General features: G+C 69.2%; 15 protein-coding genes. 6 read left to right on the top strand and 9 right to left on the bottom strand.

The genetic code is table 11. From position 1 onward, the window contains the following. Positions 1–7: 7 nt before the first annotated feature. Positions 8–1,213: an MFS transporter gene (locus AB0N22_RS09235; protein WP_364638524.1), complete on the top strand. Its 1,206-nt coding sequence runs from the start codon at positions 8–10 to the stop codon at positions 1,211–1,213. On the opposite strand, the gene AB0N22_RS09230 is transcribed toward AB0N22_RS09235, so the two are convergent. From AB0N22_RS09230 to galK, 8 genes are all read right to left on the bottom strand, one after another. Further along, positions 1,203–2,171, bottom strand: coding sequence for a sulfate ABC transporter ATP-binding protein (locus tag AB0N22_RS09230; protein ID WP_364638521.1), 969 nt, complete (start codon positions 2,169–2,171; stop codon positions 1,203–1,205). The genes AB0N22_RS09235 and AB0N22_RS09230 overlap by 11 nt on opposite strands. Beyond that, positions 2,161–2,979, bottom strand: a complete 819-nt coding sequence (locus AB0N22_RS09225) for a sulfate ABC transporter permease subunit (RefSeq protein ID WP_364638518.1) — start codon at positions 2,977–2,979, stop codon at positions 2,161–2,163. The genes AB0N22_RS09230 and AB0N22_RS09225 overlap by 11 nt, the downstream gene beginning before the upstream one ends. Positions 2,980–2,983: 4 nt before the next feature. Beyond that, complete coding sequence (cysT, locus tag AB0N22_RS09220; protein ID WP_364638515.1) at positions 2,984–3,829, bottom strand: sulfate ABC transporter permease subunit CysT; 846 nt, start codon at positions 3,827–3,829, stop codon at positions 2,984–2,986. Beyond that, complete coding sequence (locus AB0N22_RS09215; RefSeq protein ID WP_364638512.1) at positions 3,826–4,860, bottom strand: sulfate ABC transporter substrate-binding protein; 1,035 nt, start codon at positions 4,858–4,860, stop codon at positions 3,826–3,828. Before AB0N22_RS09215 ends, cysT begins: the two co-directional genes overlap by 4 nt. Before the next feature lie 136 nt (positions 4,861–4,996). Next, on the bottom strand, positions 4,997–6,520 hold the full coding sequence (locus AB0N22_RS09210; RefSeq protein ID WP_364638509.1) for a DHA2 family efflux MFS transporter permease subunit: 1,524 nt from the start codon (positions 6,518–6,520) through the stop codon (positions 4,997–4,999). Between the two features lie 45 nt (positions 6,521–6,565). Then, positions 6,566–7,660, bottom strand: coding sequence for a GNAT family N-acetyltransferase (locus AB0N22_RS09205; protein ID WP_364638507.1), 1,095 nt, complete (start codon positions 7,658–7,660; stop codon positions 6,566–6,568). A 10-nt stretch (positions 7,661–7,670) separates the two neighbouring features. Next, entirely contained in the window at positions 7,671–8,519 is an 849-nt protein-coding gene (locus tag AB0N22_RS09200) for a prephenate dehydratase (RefSeq protein ID WP_364638504.1), read from the bottom strand. Positions 8,520–8,554: 35 nt separating this feature from the next. Then, positions 8,555–9,652: a galactokinase gene (gene galK / locus AB0N22_RS09195; RefSeq protein ID WP_364638501.1), complete on the bottom strand. Its 1,098-nt coding sequence runs from the start codon at positions 9,650–9,652 to the stop codon at positions 8,555–8,557. Positions 9,653–9,696: 44 nt separating this feature from the next. Here galK and trpS point away from each other — a divergent pair, with 44 nt between their 5' ends. Both trpS and AB0N22_RS09185 read left to right on the top strand, forming a co-directional pair. Further along, on the top strand, positions 9,697–10,710 hold the full coding sequence (trpS, locus tag AB0N22_RS09190; protein ID WP_364638498.1) for a tryptophan--tRNA ligase: 1,014 nt from the start codon (positions 9,697–9,699) through the stop codon (positions 10,708–10,710). After that, positions 10,707–11,237 (top strand): 2'-5' RNA ligase family protein, encoded by a 531-nt coding sequence (locus tag AB0N22_RS09185; protein WP_364638495.1) that lies wholly within the window; start codon positions 10,707–10,709, stop codon positions 11,235–11,237. Before trpS ends, AB0N22_RS09185 begins: the two co-directional genes overlap by 4 nt. Here the strand turns inward: AB0N22_RS09185 and AB0N22_RS09180 are convergent. Further along, positions 11,234–12,148, bottom strand: a complete 915-nt coding sequence (locus AB0N22_RS09180; RefSeq protein WP_364638492.1) for a LysR substrate-binding domain-containing protein — start codon at positions 12,146–12,148, stop codon at positions 11,234–11,236. The genes AB0N22_RS09185 and AB0N22_RS09180 overlap by 4 nt on opposite strands. An 81-nt stretch (positions 12,149–12,229) precedes the next feature. On the opposite strand from AB0N22_RS09180, the gene AB0N22_RS09175 reads away from it, so the two are divergent. From AB0N22_RS09175 to AB0N22_RS09165, 3 genes are read left to right on the top strand one after another with little or no spacing between them, the layout of a single operon-like run. Continuing rightward, positions 12,230–13,045, top strand: a complete 816-nt coding sequence (locus tag AB0N22_RS09175) for a hypothetical protein (RefSeq protein WP_364638489.1) — start codon at positions 12,230–12,232, stop codon at positions 13,043–13,045. Between the two features lie 11 nt (positions 13,046–13,056). Further along, positions 13,057–14,949: a fumarate reductase/succinate dehydrogenase flavoprotein subunit gene (locus tag AB0N22_RS09170; RefSeq protein WP_364638487.1), complete on the top strand. Its 1,893-nt coding sequence runs from the start codon at positions 13,057–13,059 to the stop codon at positions 14,947–14,949. Further along, a complete protein-coding gene (locus tag AB0N22_RS09165) occupies positions 14,950–15,711 on the top strand; it encodes a succinate dehydrogenase/fumarate reductase iron-sulfur subunit (RefSeq protein WP_364638484.1) in 762 nt (253 codons plus the stop codon). Positions 15,712–15,743 lie beyond the last annotated feature (32 nt).

Here is a 15,743-nt window from a genome sequence, read left to right as displayed (position 1 = left end):
TGTACCCGTGGTGACCACCGTCGAGAGCTCTCCCCAGACGATCCTGAGCACCCGTCACCTGACGTGGGCGCTGCTGGCGCTCGCCCTCGGCGGATTCGCCATCGGGACCACCGAGTTCATGACGATGGGCCTGCTCGAGGAGATCGCCGACGGGATCGACCGGTCCAACGCCACGACCGGCCACATCATCACGGCGTACGCGCTCGGGGTCGTCGTCGGCGCCCCGGTCATCGTCTCCCTCGGCGCACGGCTGCCCAAGCGGGAGCTGGCGATCGGCCTGATCCTGGCGCTGGGCGTCGGCAACGCGATCACGGCGATGGCCAGCGGATACCTCCCGGTCATGATCGCCCGGTTCGTCGCCGGCCTCCCGCACGGGGCCTACTTCGGCGTCGCCTCCCTGCTGGCAGCATCACTGGTGCGTCCGGAGTTCAAGGGTCGCGCCGTCAGCTCCGTGATGCTCGGCCTCTCCGTCGCGACGGTCGTCGGCGTGCCGGCCAGCACCGTCCTCGGACAGCATCTCGGCTGGCGGAGCGCGTACTGGGTCGTCCTGGCGCTGGCCATCGCCACCGCCCTGATGATCTTCGCCTTCGTTCCGCACTCCCCGGCCAACCGCGACGCCTCCGTGCGGGGTGAGCTCTCGGCGCTCAAGCGGCCGCAGGTCCTGTTCGCGGTCTCGGCAGGCATGATCGGGTTCGGCGGGTTGTTCGCGATGTACAGCTACATCGCCCCCTTGGTCACCAAGGTCGCCGACCAGTCGTCGGCCTGGATCCCATGGTTTCTGCTGGTGTTCGGCATCGGCTCAGTGCTGGGGTCGTGGCTCGCCGGCATCCTGGCGGACTGGGACGTCGAGCGCTCGGTGCTTCTCGGCTTCGCAGGTACCGTCGTCGCCCTCGTCGCGTTCTTCTTCGCCGCCCCGCACGTCGCGCCGGCGATGATCCTGGTGTTCACGGTCGCCGTCATCAGCTCGGTCGTCGCGATCAACCTGCAGGTCCGGTTGATGCACGCCGCCGGCGAGGCCCAGATGCTGGGCGCGGCGTTGAACCACTCCGCACTCAACCTCGCGAACGGCCTCGGTGCGTGGCTCGGCTCGGTCGCGATCGCCGCCGGGTACGGCTATCGGGCGTCCAGCCTCGTCGGTGCCGGACTGGCCGTCGCCGGGCTCGCGATCTTCGCGTCGGGCATCGCGGTCCAGCGCCGTACCGTCAGGCCCTGACCGGAACGACTCCGGCCTGCGGCCGCAGCCACACCTGGTCGCCCTCGTGCAGGCCCAGCGCCGTCGCCTCGGCCCGGGTCACCACGACCTGGACGGGATCGGGGTGGAGCCTGTCGTCGGGCGTCACCTCCAGCCGGATCTCGAAGCCGACGCGCGTCCAGCGGGTGATCCGCCCCGACGCCGTCGCCGCCTGCTCGTAGCGCGAGATCTCGATGTCGTGGGGCCGGATGAGGTGGTCGCCGAGGCGCGTCACCGGGCCCAGGAACGAGAGCACAAAGTCGCTGGCCGGCCGGTCGTACAGGTCGTCGGGGGAGCCGATCTGCTCGATGCGTCCCTCGTTGATCACGACGATGCTGTCGGAGACCTCGAGGGCCTCCTCCTGGTCGTGCGTCACGAACACCGTCGTCACGTGCATCTCGTCGTGCAGGCGTCGCAGCCAGTCGCGCAGCTCCTTGCGGACCTTGGCGTCGAGCGCGCCGAACGGCTCGTCGAGCAGCAGCACGTTGGGCTCGATCGCCAGGGCACGAGCGAGCGCCATCCGCTGACGCTGGCCGCCGGACAGCTGCGACGGCAGCCGGTGCGAGAACTGCTCGAGGTGCACGAGCTCGAGCAGCTCGGCGACCCGCTTCTTGACCTCGTCCTTCGGTCGCTTGCGGATCTCGAGGCCGAACGCGACGTTCTTCTCGACCGTCATGTGCTTGAACGCCGCGTAGTGCTGGAACACGAAGCCGACGTTGCGCTTCTGGGCGGGAACGTGTGTCGTGTCGACGCCCTCGATCTCGATCGTGCCGCTGTCGGTCGACTCCAGGCCGGCGATGATGCGCAGGAGCGTCGACTTGCCGCCACCGCTCGGCCCGAGCAGGGCCGTGAGCTGGCCGCTCGGGATGCTCAGGTCGATGTCCTGGAGCGCGACGAAGTCGCCGAAGAGCTTGTTGACGCCGCGGATCTCAATCCCCATCAGTGTCGTCCTTGGGTCGGAGGATGGTCACGACGACGAGGGCCGCGACCGCGATCAGAGCGAGCAGGAAGCTCGTGGCGTACGCCGAGCCCTGCTCGAAGTCCTGGTACTTCTGCTCGACGACCAGTGTGGCGGTCTGGGTCTGCTGCGCGACGTTGCCCGAGACGATCTTGACCGCGCCGAACTCGCCGAGGGCACGAGCGAGGCTGAGCACGACGCCGTAGACGAGGGCCCACTTGATCGAGGGCAGCGTGATGCGCCGGAACGTCTGCAGCGGGCCGGCGCCGAGGCTCGTGGCGGCCTGCTCCTGCTCGGTGCCGATCTCGTGCAGGACCGGCACGATCTCGCGGATCACGAGCGGCAGGCTGACGAACGCCGTGGCCATGATGATGCCGGGCGTCGCGAACGCGACCTGCAGCCCGACGTTCTCGAGCGCGGGCCCGAACGTCCCGTTGGTGCCGCCGTAGGCGAGCAGGAGGGCAAGGCCGACGACGACGGGCGAGACCGAGAGCGGCAGGTCGATCAGTGCTGACAGCACGCTGCGACCGGGGAACTCGTAGCGCACCAGCAGCAGCGAGATGCCGACGCCGAAGATCGTGTTGATGGCGACGGCCCAGAGCGCGACCACGACCGTGAGCTGCAGGGCGTCGGTCACCACCGGGTCCGACAGGGCGGTCTGCAGGTTGTCGAGCCCGCCCTCGAAGGTCTTCTGGACGACGAGCGCAACGGGCCAGATGACGAGCAGGAACAGGTAGCCGACCACCAGCAGGCGACGGGCATACGTACCGGCGGTGCGCGGCGGCCTCACGCGGCTAGCCACGGCGCGCCACCCAGGCCGACAGGACCTGCAGGAGGACGATCGCGGCCAGCGCGACGAGCAGCAGGATCGTGGCGACCGAGGCTGCCGCGGCCTCGTTGCCGTTCTCGATGTAGGTCAGGATGCGGACCGAGGCGACCTCGGTCTTGAGGGGCAGGTTGCCCGACAGCAGGACGAGCGAGCCGTACTCGCTGATGCCGCGGGCGAACGACAGGGCCGCGCCGGCGGTGATGGCCGGTGCGAGGCTCGGCAGGATGATGCGGCGCAGCGTCGTGAAGCGGCTTGCGCCCAGTGATGCCGCGGCCTCCTCGACGTCGCGGTCGAGCTCCATCAGCACGGGCTGGACGGTGCGCACCACGAACGGCAGCGTGACGAACAGGAGGGCGAGGAAGACCGACCGCTCGGTGTTGGCGACGTTGACCCCGAGGGGGCTGTCCGGGCCATAGAGGCTGAGCAGCACGAGCCCGGCGACGATCGTCGGCAGCGCGAACGGGATGTCGATGACGACCTCGAGCAGTCGCTTGCCGGGGAACTCGTCGCGCACCAGCACCCACGCGATGAGCGTGCCCATGACGACGTTGATGCCCGTCACGATGAGCGCCTGCGTGACGGTGAGCCGCAGCGCTGCGGCGGTCTGGGGGTTGGTCAGGGTCTCGCGGAACGTCTGCCATCCGCCGTCGATCGACTGGATCACGACCAGCGAGAGGGGGATGAGCACCAGGAGGCTGAACCAGGTCAACGCGACCCCCAGGCCGAGGCCTGAGGATCGCGTCAGGGACGTGCTGCTCCGGGAGCGGCGCGAGCGCGCCGCTCCCGGAGCAAGGGGTGCGTCAATCGTCACGACTTGCCGGAGTCCGCAAGCAGCTTGGTGATGATCCCGTTGTTCTCGTCGAAGAACTTCTTGTTGACCGCTTCCCAACCGCCGAGATCGCCGTCGATCGTGAACAGCTTGGACGGTGTCGGGAACGGGTCGTCCTCGTCGTTGGCGCCCTTGACGGAGCCGACGGTGACGCCCTCGACGCTGTCGAGCGGACGGAAGCCCTTGGAGACGTACTGCTCCTGACCTTCCTTGGTGAGCACGAAGTCGAGGAACGCCTTGGCCTTGGGGTCGGCCTTGGTCGTCACGGCGGCCGGGTTCTCGATCTTCAGCGTGTCGTCCGGGACGATGTAGTCGATCTCCTCGCCGTTCTGGCGGGCCAGGATCGCCTCGTTCTCGTACGAGATCAGCACGTCGCCCGTGCCGCCCTGGAACGCCGTCGTGGCGTCGCGGCCGCTGCCGGGCAGCGCCTTGACGTTGCCGAACAGCTTCGCGAGGAAGTCCGAGGCGGCCTTCTCGTCTCCGCCGCCGGCGATGACGTGCTGCCAGGCAGCGAGGATGTTCCAGCGTGCAGCGCCTGACGAGCCGGGGTTGGGGGTCACGATCCCGACGCCGGGCTTGACCAGGTCGTCCCAGCCCTGGATGTTCTTGGGATTGCCCTTGCGCACCACGAGCACCACGACCGAGTCGGTGACGATGCCCTTGTTGGGGCCGGTGTTCCAGTCCTTGTCGACCAGGCCGGCATCGACCAGGCGGGTGACGTCGGGGGTCAGCGAGAAGTGGACGTAGTCGGCCTTCAGGCCGCCCGCGACGGCGCGGCTCTGGTCGCCGGACGCTCCGTAGGACTCCTTCCAGGTCGTGCCTTTGCCCTCGTCGGTCTTGGCGAACGCCTGCTGCGCGGCGTTGTTGCCGGCCTTGGGAACCGCGAACCCGACCAGTGACAAGGTCGCGCCGTCCGAACCGGCGTCGGCGCCTCCGCCGCAAGCGGCCAGCAGCGCAGCGCTCGTCAGGAGTGCGACCGATGTGGCCAACCGCTTCGGGGTGAAGATCTTCATGTTCCTGCCTCTGGTCCAGGGCGCGCCACCGTGCGTGCTCCGGGCTTCAAACTAGGTGGGCGGCAGGAAGGCTGGGCCAAATCTCAGGATTCGAGACGCGTGCCTGCATGTCGAGATGATGCAGGTCACACCCGGGTCAGTCCGTCGACGGAACCGGCTCTGCCGTGATGGCGGGGGCGCCGCCATGCCCGGCATGGGACGGCTTGGCGAAGAACAGCACCAGGACGAAGCCGATCGCGAACGCGATGACCGGGATCAGCAGCGACTGCGCCATCGAGTCCGCGAACGGGCCGCGAACCTCCGCGGGCATCGTCGTGCCGGAGGCCTGGAGGGAGTCGGCCGAGGCTCCGAGACCGTTGGCGGTGAGGCGAGCCTGGATCAGTGCGGCGACCGCGGCGCTGCCGAGGACGGCGCCGATCTGGCGGGTCGTGTTGTAGACCCCGGCACCGGACCCTGCCGAGCTGATCGGCAGGTTGCGGGTCGCGGTGGCTCCTAGGGGAGCCCACATGCAGGCGTTGGAGACGCCGAACAGCGCCATGGGCAGGAGCAGCTGCCAGACCGGTGTGCCCGGCTCGATGAGCAGCGCGAGCCAGGACATCGCCACCACCGCCGTGCCGAAGCCGACCAGCGTGATGCTGCGCGGGTGGACCCGGTCGACGAGCTTGCCGACGAACGGCGACAGGACCATCAGCACGACCGCCATGGGCGCCATCAGGAGCGCTGCCTCGGTGGGGCTCCAGCCGCGGGCGCCTTGGGCATAGAACTGGAACGGCAGCGACATTGCCGTGATCGCGAGCGAGACCATCGCGATGCCGCCGTTGCCGAGCGAGAAGTTGCGGTCGCGGAAGAGGCCCAGCGGGACCAGCGGCTCCTTGCGGATCCGGCCCTGCCACCAGATGAAGGTCGCGAACACCAAGATGCCCAGGGCGATGAGCAGCGGGACGCTGATGAACCCGGTGATCTGGCCCCAGTGATACTTCTCGCCCTCCTGGATGCCGAAGACGACCAGGAAGACGCCGATGCCGCTCAGGGCGACGCCGAGCCAGTCGAAGCTGTGCGTGTGGGTCGGCAGCGTGGGGACGAGTCGCCAGGCGAGGACGAAGCCGATGATGCCGACCGGGATGTTGATGAAGAAGATCCACTCCCAGCCGAGGCCGTCGACCAGGACGCCGCCCAGGATGGGCCCGACGAGAGTCGCGACACCCGCGGTCGCGCCCCACAAGGCCATGGCACTGCCGCGCTTGGCCGCGGGGAACGTGCGGGTGATGACCGCCATCGTCTGCGGCGTGATGAGCGAGGCACCGATGCCCTGGACGACGCGCGCCAGGATCAGCATCTCGATGCTGCCGGTCAACCCGCACCACAACGAGGCGAGCGTGAAGATCGTCAGGCCGACGAGGTAGAGGTTCTTGGGGCCGAAGCGGTCACCCAGCCGTCCGGTCACGAGGAGCGGCACGGCGTAGGCGAGCAGGTAGGCACTCGTCACCCAGATGACGCTGTTGACGTCGGCGTCGAGGTCGCTCGAGATCGCGGGGGTCGCGACCGACACGATCGTGTTGTCGACGAGGATCATGAAGAACCCGATCACCATGGCCCACAGGGCCGGCCAGGGCCGGTAGTCGTCGGGCAGGTCGGTCGTCGCGCCGGAGGTGGTTGCCATATGCACCATTCTGTCCCTCGCCGCAGACACCGGCAGAACCAGGGTTCAGCGCAGCAGCTCGTATCCGTGGAGGTCGTCGAACGAGCCGTCTCCGAGGCGTTCTGCCGCGCGTTGGGTGCCGAAGAGCGAGTAACCAGCGGCCACCGCCACGGCGTTGCTGGCCGGGTTGTCCGCCGCGGCGTAGAGCACGAGCCGGCGCCGGTCGAGGCCCTTGGGGTCGAGCGCATGCCGTACGACCATCCGCGTCGCCTCGGTCATGACGCCCCTGCCGCGCGCCGCCGGGTGCATCCAGTAGCCGATCTCCGCCGAGGTGGGATCGATGCCCGCCATGTCCATCACCGCGATGTTGCCGAGCAGCTCGTCGGTCTCCCGGTCCGCGATGGCCCAGGAGGCCTTCGCTCCGGTCGCCGCCTGCCAGACGCAGTCGGCGACGTAGCTGCGGGCGACTGTGGGCGTGTACGGATGGGGCAGGCCGGACAGGAAGTGGCGGGACACCGGGTCGGTGCAGGCCTCGACGATGCGCGGCACGTCGGCGTCGGTGAACGGGCGGAGGCGGACCCGGTCGGACTCCAGCACGGCCGACTCGGCCCATGGCGCGGTCGGCAGGGGGCTGTCGCCGAAGCGGAAGGATCCGGTCCAGGCATCGATGACCCGGCCACGCTCGTGCAGCATCCCGGGCACCAGTCCGTGGAGGGTGAACCCGGCCCGGTGGGCGACCCGCAGGGAGGCCACGTTGCCGACGTGCGCCCGCCAGTGGACGATCTCGATGCCGCCCTCAGCGAGGGCCCAGTCGACGGCAAGGCGTACGGCCCGGCTCATGGCACCTCGACCGCGGGCCCACGGGTGCAGGGCGAACCCGATGTCGGCGATGGGCGTCTGCCGGATGTCGATGTTGCCGGCGAAGCGGCCGTCCAGCTCGATCGCCCACCCACGGTGCGTCCCGTCGTCCCAGCCGCGCGGCAGGACCGTCATGGCGTACAGCTCACCCATCTCACGGGTGTTGGGGATGGGGATCGCCGTCCAGCGCTGCATCTCGGGGTCGTTGCCCATCTCGACCATCGCGTCCAGGTCGCCAGGGGTGTGCGCCCGGAGCGTCACCACCCCGTCGCTGAGCACCGGGACGTTGAGCGGCCACCTCATGCTGCCCGCCTCACGGGGCCAGTGAGCGGAACGGGTCAGCCGGGTAGACGCCGAGGATCTTGACCTCCGTCGTGAAGAACGTCAGCTCCTCGAGAGCCCGCGCGAGCGCCGGGTCGTCGGGGTGGCCGTCGACCTCGGCGAGGAACTGGGTCGCGGTGAACCAGCCGTCGACCATGTAGCTCTCGAGCTTGGTCATGTTGACGCCGTTGGTCGCGAAGCCGCCCAGCGCCTTGTAGAGCGCGGCGGGCAGGTTGCGGACGTTGAAGATGAAGCTCGTGACGGTCGGCCCGTTGCCGGCCGGTGCTCGTCGCGGCTCGCGGGACAGCACGACGAAGCGGGTCGTGTTGTGGTCCTCGTCCTCGATGTCGGAGGCCAGGACGTCGAGTCCGTAGATCTCGGCGGCCAGGGGCGGGGAGATCGCGGCCTGGCTCGGGTCCGCGGCGTCGGCGATCTCGCGCGCCGCACCCGCCGTGTCACCGGAGATGATTGGCGTCAGCCCGTACTGCTTGATGATCTTGCGGCACTGCCCGAGGGCGTGCACGTGGCTGTGGACCGTCTTGATCGTGTCGAGGCTCGCGCCGGGAACGCCGAGCAGGCTGAACTGGATGCGCAGGAAGTGCTCGCCGATGATGTGTAGCCCGGACGTGGGCAGGAAGTGGTGGATGTCGGCGACGCGCCCCGCGATCGAGTTGTCGATGGGGATCATCGCGAGCTCGGCGTCGCCTGCGGCGACCGCGGCGAACACGTCCTCGAACGACGCGCAGGGCAGGGCCTTCCAGTCGGGGTAGTGCTCCTTGGCGACGATGTGGGAGTTCGCGCCGGGCTCACCCTGGTACGCGATGCGGGACTTGGTGCTCACACAGAGCAGTGTCCCAGACCCGGCGGCCGCACCGGCTACTCCACCAGGTGGGCGCCGTCGGCCGACCGCACGACGAACGTCTCCGGGTCGCGCCACTGGTGCGCCGCGTAGCGGGCCGCGACCCGTTCGCGGACCGCCGCCACGCGGTCGGCCGGGACCAGGGCGATCGCACTGCCGCCGAAGCCCCCGCCGGTCATGCGGGCGCCGAGCGCGCCGGCCTCGAGCGCCGCCTCGACCGCGACGTCGAGCTCGGGGCAGCTGACCTGGAAGTCGTCGCGGAGCGAGGTGTGCGACGCCGTGAAGATCGTGCCGAGCTGCGTCCACGCCCTGCGGCTGATCGCGTTGACGGCACCCTTGACGCGGGCCGTCTCGGTCAGCACGTGCCGGGTGCGCGCCTTCAGCGTCTCGTCGGTCAGCGCGACCGTGGCGTCGAGCGTGGCCTCGGCGAGCCAGGTGACGCCCAGCTCCTCGGCGGCCCGCTCGCACTCGGTGCGCCGCGCGGCGTACTCGCCATCGGCCAGCGAGTGGTGCGCGCGGGTGTTGATGGCCACGAGGGACAACCCGTCAGCCTCCCAGGACACCGGCACGAGGTCGGTCGTCGGCGGGGACTGGGCGGTGTCCATCAGCACGGCGTGGCCGGCCCGCCCGTAGAGCACGGCGAGCTGGTCCATCAAGCCGACCGGCGCCCCGACGAAGTCGTGCTCGGCGCGCTGGGCCAGCAGGGCGAGATCGGTGCGGTCCAGGCCGAAGCCGAACAGCTCGTCGAGGGCCGACGCGATGCCGCAGGTGAGGGCGGCCGACGACGACATGCCGGCCCCGGACGGGATCCGCGACTCCACGACGATGTCGGCGCCGCCGAATCGGTGCCCGGACGACATCAGGCTCCACACGATCCCGGCGGCGTACACGGCCCAGCCGTCGACGTCGCCGGGCTGCACGCCGGTGCCGAAGGTGACCTTGGAGGAGTCCGGGAGGTCGGACCACAGGTTCACTGTCTCGTCCTCGCGGATGCGCACCTTGATCGTCAAGGACCGGTCGATCGCCATGGGCAGGACCGGGCCGCCGTTGTAGTCGAGGTGCTCACCGATCAGGTTCACTCGTCCGGGCACGTCCCACCGGCGTACGTCAGTCACGCCCCGACCCTACGACGTGCGTCGTGGCTGGCAGAATGCCGTCCATGCCCGCTGAACGTCGCCCCCGAGTGCTGTCCGGCGCCCAGCCGACCGCCGACTCGTACCACCTCGGCAACTACTTCGGCGCGTTCAAGCAGTGGGTCGCGCTCCAGGACGACTTCGAGGCGTTCTACTTCATCCCCGACCTGCACGCGATCACGGTCGAGTACGACCCTGCAGCCCTCCGGGAGCGGACCTACATCGCGGCGGCGCAGCTGCTCGCCGCGGGCGTCGACCCGCAGCGCAGTGCGCTGTTCGCCCAGAGCCACGTGCCCGAGCACGCCCAGCTGGCCTGGGTGCTGAGCGGCATCACGGGCTTCGGCGAGGCCGGCCGGATGACCCAGTTCAAGGACAAGACCGTCAAGGGCGGCTCCGAGTCCGCGAGTGTCGGCCTGTTCACCTACCCGATCCTCATGGCTGCCGACATCTTGATCTACCAGGCCGACAAGGTGCCGGTCGGCGAGGACCAGCGCCAGCACGTCGAGCTGACCCGCAACCTCGCGCAACGGTTCAACCACCGCTTCGGCGAGACGTTCCGGGTGCCCGAGTCGCACATCGTCAAGGGCGTCTCGAAGATCTACGACCTGCAGGAGCCGACCAACAAGATGAGCAAGTCGCAGTCGTCGCCCAACGGTGTCATCGACCTGCTCGACGAGCCCAAGCGGGCGGCCAAGAAGATCCGGTCGGCGATCACCGACTCCGGCAGCGACATCCGGTTCGACCAGGCCCAGAAGCCGGGCATCTCCAACCTCCTCACGATCTACTCGGCGTTGACCGGCCGGCCGATCGACGAGATCGTCACGCAGTACGAGGGTCAGCAGTACGGCGCGTTCAAGGTCGCCCTCTCGGAGATCGTCGCCGACTTCGTCGAGCCGTTCGGGGCGCGCACCCGCGAGCTCCTGAGCGACCGGGCCGAGCTCGACCGCATCCTCGCCAAGGGCGCCGAGCGCGCCCGCGAGGTCGCGAGCGTGACGCTCGACCTGGTCTACGACCGCTCCGGTTTCGTGCGGCCCTCATGAGCCGGCGCACGATCGGGATCGCGATCCCGGTGCCCGAGCCGTACGGGAGCCGGCTGCGCACGATGCGCGCGAGCTTCGGGGACCCGATGGCCGAGACCGTGCCGAGCCACGTGACGCTGATCCCGCCGCTCGACTACGACGTCGAGCAGCTCGACGAGGTCTACGCGGCCCTCGAGCGGGCCTCGGTGTCGATCCCGCCGTTCGCGATGCGCCTGCGGGGGACCGGGACGTTCCGTCCGGTGTCGCCGGTCGTGTTCGTCGCGGTGAGCCAGGGCATCTCCTACACCGAGATGCTCGCCAAGGCCCTGCGCCGCGCGCTCGACGCGCCGGAGCCCGACTTCCCGTTCCATCCCCACGTCACGATCGCCCACAACCTCGACGACGCCGGCCTCGATCGGGCCTACGACGAGCTGAGCTCGTTCGAGTGCCAGTTCTCGGTCGACGAGTTCGCGCTCTACCACCACGACGACACGGTCGGCTGGGTCCCGCAGCACACCTTCGCCCTGGGCGCCGGCACGTCGGTCTAGCGCTGGCGCACCAGGCCGAGGTCGTCGGAGACCAACGTCGTCAGGTGCTTCAGCAGCTCGGACTTGAACGCCCGCGCGGCCAGCGGCAGCGCCTCGGTGCTGCGGTGCGCCAGCGCGATGACGCGCTCCAGCGAGGGGCTGTCGAGCTGGGTGGCCCGCAGCTGGGGGCGGGTCGTCAGCACCATGCTGGGCACGACGGCGTGCCCGAGGCCGGCCTGCACGAACCGCAGCACGGCGCTCATCTCGCCACCCTCGACCGAGAGCCGTGGCTCGAAGCCCGCGTCGGCGCAGGCCCCCAGGGTGACCTCCCGCAGGTCGTAGCCCTCTCGGAACATCACGAGCGGCAGGTCCTCGAGGTCGCGGATCTGCATGCGCTCGGGCACGTCGGCGTCCGCAGGGCTCGCGAGCACCAGGCGCTCGCGCAGGATGGGCGTCGTCTGGATGTCGGGGTCGGCGTTGTGCAGCGGCACGATCAGCAGGGCGACGTCGAGGCGGCCGTCGGCGAGCTCGCGGGTCAGCACCCGGGAGCCGGCCTCCTGCACCTCGAGCTCGATGTCGGGGTACGACGCGTGGAACTCCCTGAGGGCCTCGGGCAGCAACCCTTCGCACAAGGAGGGCGTGGCTCCCATGCGTACGCGACCGCGGCGCAGCGTCGCGACCTCGCGGACCGTGCGCTCGGCGCTCTCGGTGTCGATCAGGATCCGCTGGGCGTGGGGGAGGAGGGCCTCGCCGGCGCTGGTCAGCTCGATCGCGCCGCGGTTGCGGACGAACAGCGGCGTGCCGAGCGAGTTCTCGAGGACCCGGATCTGCTTGGACAGGCTGGGTTGCGAGACGCCGGTGAGCTCGGCGGCACGGGTGAAGTGCCGCGTCCGCGCGACGGCGACGAAGTACGCCAGCTGCTGGATCTGCACGCCGGCCACGATAGTCGACGGCTATGAAACACGACCTCACAATGACTTGGCGGATGGGTGGGCCCGCCTTACTGTGTGACGGTGGCCACACTGCGAACCTCCGCCTCGTCTCCGCACGCCGGCGGCCGCGCTGCGATCGCCGCCCGCACCCTGCGCACCGACCGGTGGTGGATCCCGCCGCTCGCGACCGCCGTCGGCCTGCTCGCCTGGATCGCCTACGCAACGGTCCGCGTGTTCCAGCAGAAGGACTACTTCGTCGGTGACTACAACTACCTGACGCCGTTCTACTCGCCGTGCATCTCCAACGGGTGCGTCGAGCAGTCCGCTCACTTCGGGACGTTCCTGCCTGACGTCTGGTGGCTGCCCTACGCGGCGCTGACCCTGCCGTTCCTGCTGCTGTTCCGGTTCACCTGCTACTACTACCGCAAGGCCTACTACCGGGCGTTCTGGTTCTCGCCGCCGGCCTGCGCGGTCGCCGAGCCGCACGCGACCTACTCCGGCGAGACCCGCTTCCCGCTGATCGGCCAGAACCTGCACCGCTACTTCTTCTACGCGGCCGTGCTGATCTCGCTGATCAACACGTACGACGCGATCTATGCGTTGTGGAACCACGACGGCGAATTCGGGCTGGGTCTGGGCAACCTCGTGCTGCTCGGCAACGTCATCGCCCTCTGGGCCTACACGGCATCGTGCCACTCGTGCCGCAGCATCATCGGCGGCCGGCTCAACCACTTCTCCCAGCACCCCGTCCGCTACAAGCTCTGGGGCTGGGTCTCGCGGCTCAACGGCAAGCACATGCAGCTGGCCTGGCTGACGCTCGGCACCCTCGCCGTCACCGACTTCTACATCATGGCCGTCTCGGCCGGTTGGTTCTCCGACCCTCGCATCATCAACTGACAAGGATCGCAATGACGGAGATCGAGCGACTGGCGTACGACGTCATCGTCATCGGCGCCGGAGGTGCCGGCCTCAGGGCGGCGATCGAGGCGCGGGAGCAGGGCAAGAAGACCGCGATCATCAGCAAGTCACTGTTCGGCAAGGCCCACACCGTGATGGCCGAGGGCGGGTGTGCCGCGTCGATGGGCAACGTCAACGACAAGGACAACTGGATGGTGCACTTCGGTGACACCATGCGAGGCGGCAAGTTCCTCAACAACTGGCGCATGGCCGAGCTGCACGCCAAGGAGGCGCCCGACCGGGTCTGGGAGCTCGAGAGCTACGGCGCGCTGTTCGACCGTACGCCCGACGGCCGGATCAGCCAGCGCAACTTCGGCGGGCACACCTACCCCCGGCTCGCGCACGTCGGCGACCGCACCGGCCTCGAGCTGATCCGCACGCTGCAGCAGAAGATCGTGTCGCTGCAGCAGGAGGACCTGGCCGAGACCGGCGACTACGAGGCCCGCATCAAGGTCTTCGCCGAGTGCACCGTCACGGACCTGACCAAGGACGGCGACGCGATCTCGGGGGCGTTGGCCTACTGGCGTGAGTCCGGCCGCCACCTCGTCTTCGAGGCGCCTGCGGTCATCCTGGCGACCGGTGGCATCGGCAAGTCCTACAAGGTCACCAGCAACTCGTGGGAGTACACGGGTGACGGCCACGCGCTGGCACTGCGGGCCGGCGCCTCCTTGATCAACATGGAGTTCCTGCAGTTCCACCCCACCGGCATGGTGTGGCCGCCCTCGGTCAAGGGCATCCTGGTCACCGAGTCCGTACGCGGTGACGGTGGCGTGCTGACCAACTCCGAGGGCAAGCGCTTCATGTTCGACTACATCCCGGACGTGTTCAAGGCGCAGTACGCGACGACCGAGGAGGAGGCCGACCGGTGGTACACCGACGCCGACAACAACCGACGTCCGCCCGAGCTGCTGCCGCGCGACGAGGTGGCCCGTGCCATCAACTCCGAGGTCAAGGCCGGCAGGGGCACCCCGCACGGCGGCGTCTACCTCGACGTCTCGAGCCGGCTCAAGCCCGAGGTCATCATCAAGAAGCTGCCGTCGATGCACCACCAGTTCAAGGAGCTGGCCGACGTCGACATCACCAAGGAGCCGATGGAGGTGGGCCCGACCTGCCACTACGTCATGGGTGGCGTCGAGGTCGACCCCGACACGGGTGCGGCCTCCGTCGCCGGGCTGTTCGCCGCGGGGGAGTGCTCCGGCGGCATGCACGGCTCGAACCGGCTGGGCGGCAACTCGCTGTCGGACCTGCTGGTGTTCGGCCGTCGCGCGGGCGCGGGAGCTGCCGCCTACATCAACTCGTTGGGTGACCGGCGACCCGCGATCAGCGACGACGACGTGCAGGTCGCCGCCCGGCGTTCGGTCGCCGCGTTCGGTGACGGCGGGCAGGAGGGGTCCGAGAACCCGTACACCCTGCACCAGGAGCTCCAGCAGACCATGAACGACCTCGTCGGCATCATCCGCAAGGAGGACGAGATCCAGGAGGCGCTCGACCGGCTCGAAGGACTCAAGGCCCGCGGCGAGCAGGTCGTGGTCGAGGGGCACCGCCAGTTCAACCCCGGCTGGCACCTCGCGCTCGACCTGCGCAACATGCTGCTGGTCAGCGAGTGCGTGGCCAAGGCCGCGATCCTGCGCACCGAGAGCCGCGGCGGTCACACCCGGGACGACTATCCCGCGATGGACGCCGAGTGGCGGCACGTCCTGCTGGTCTGCACGCTGGCCGACGACGGCACGATCGACGTCGACCGCAAGGAGCAGCTGCCCGTGCGCGACGACCTGCTCGACCTCTTCGAGAGCGACGAGCTCGGCAAGTACTTCACCACCCAAGAGCTCGGCGGAAGGATCTAGATGGGCAACCAGGAGCACTTCCGCGTATGGCGTGGGGACGACGAGGGCGGGGACTTCGCCGACTACGACGTCGAGGTCAACGAGGGCGAGGTCGTCCTCGACATCATCCATCGCATCCAGGCCACGCAGGCCCCCGACCTCGCGGTCCGGTGGAACTGCAAGGCCGGCAAGTGCGGGTCGTGCAGCGCCGAGATCAACGGGCGGCCGCGGCTGCTGTGCATGACCCGCATGTCGACGCTGCCGCCGGGCGAGCCGATCGTCGTGACCCCCATGCGTACGTTCCCGGTCGTCCGCGACCTGGTGACCGACGTGTCGTTCAACTACGACAAGGCGCGCGAGGTGCGGGCCTTCGTGCCGCCCGAGGGCGTGGCGCCGGGCGACTACCGGATGCAGCAGGTCGACGTCGAGCGATCGCAGGAGTTCCGCAAGTGCATCGAGTGCTTCTTGTGCCAGGACACGTGCCACGTGCTGCGCGACCACGAGGAGAACAAGCCGGCCTTCGCCGGCCCGCGGTTCCTCATGCGTGTCGCCGAGCTCGACATGCATCCACTCGACGCCGCCGAGGAGCAGGGCGTCAACCGCAAGGCGGCGGCGCAGGACGAGCACGGACTGGGGTTCTGCAACATCACCAAGTGCTGCACCGACGTCTGCCCCGAGCACATCAAGATCACCGACAACGCGTTGATCCCGCTCAAGGAGCGCGTCGTCGACCTGAAGTTCGACCCCATGATCCGCCGCCGGAAGCGGTCGAAGCGCGCCTGACCCCGCAGGGCATGGTGCCCGTGCAGTTCATA

The organism is Aeromicrobium sp. NPDC092404, from assembly GCF_040684095.1.
Taxonomy (GTDB): Bacteria; Actinomycetota; Actinomycetes; order Propionibacteriales; family Nocardioidaceae; genus Aeromicrobium.
Note: the sequence above shows the minus strand (reverse complement) of the source record. Positions and strands in the feature narration are given on the sequence as shown.

Bases quoted from the DNA above. Each gene is read 5' to 3' on its own strand.
- AB0N22_RS09170 (WP_364638487.1), top strand. From the start codon at position 13,057: ATGACGGAGATCGAGCGACTGGCGTACGACGTCATCGTCATCGGCGCC.
- trpS (WP_364638498.1), top strand. From the start codon at position 9,697: ATGCCCGCTGAACGTCGCCCCCGAGTGCTGTCCGGCGCCCAGCCGACC.
- AB0N22_RS09185 (WP_364638495.1), top strand. From the start codon at position 10,707: ATGAGCCGGCGCACGATCGGGATCGCGATCCCGGTGCCCGAGCCGTAC.
- AB0N22_RS09210 (WP_364638509.1), bottom strand. From the start codon at position 6,520: ATGGCAACCACCTCCGGCGCGACGACCGACCTGCCCGACGACTACCGG.
- AB0N22_RS09165 (WP_364638484.1), top strand. From the start codon at position 14,950: ATGGGCAACCAGGAGCACTTCCGCGTATGGCGTGGGGACGACGAGGGC.
- AB0N22_RS09230 (WP_364638521.1), bottom strand. From the start codon at position 2,171: ATGGGGATTGAGATCCGCGGCGTCAACAAGCTCTTCGGCGACTTCGTC.
- AB0N22_RS09205 (WP_364638507.1), bottom strand. From the start codon at position 7,660: ATGAGGTGGCCGCTCAACGTCCCGGTGCTCAGCGACGGGGTGGTGACG.
- AB0N22_RS09215 (WP_364638512.1), bottom strand. From the start codon at position 4,860: ATGAAGATCTTCACCCCGAAGCGGTTGGCCACATCGGTCGCACTCCTG.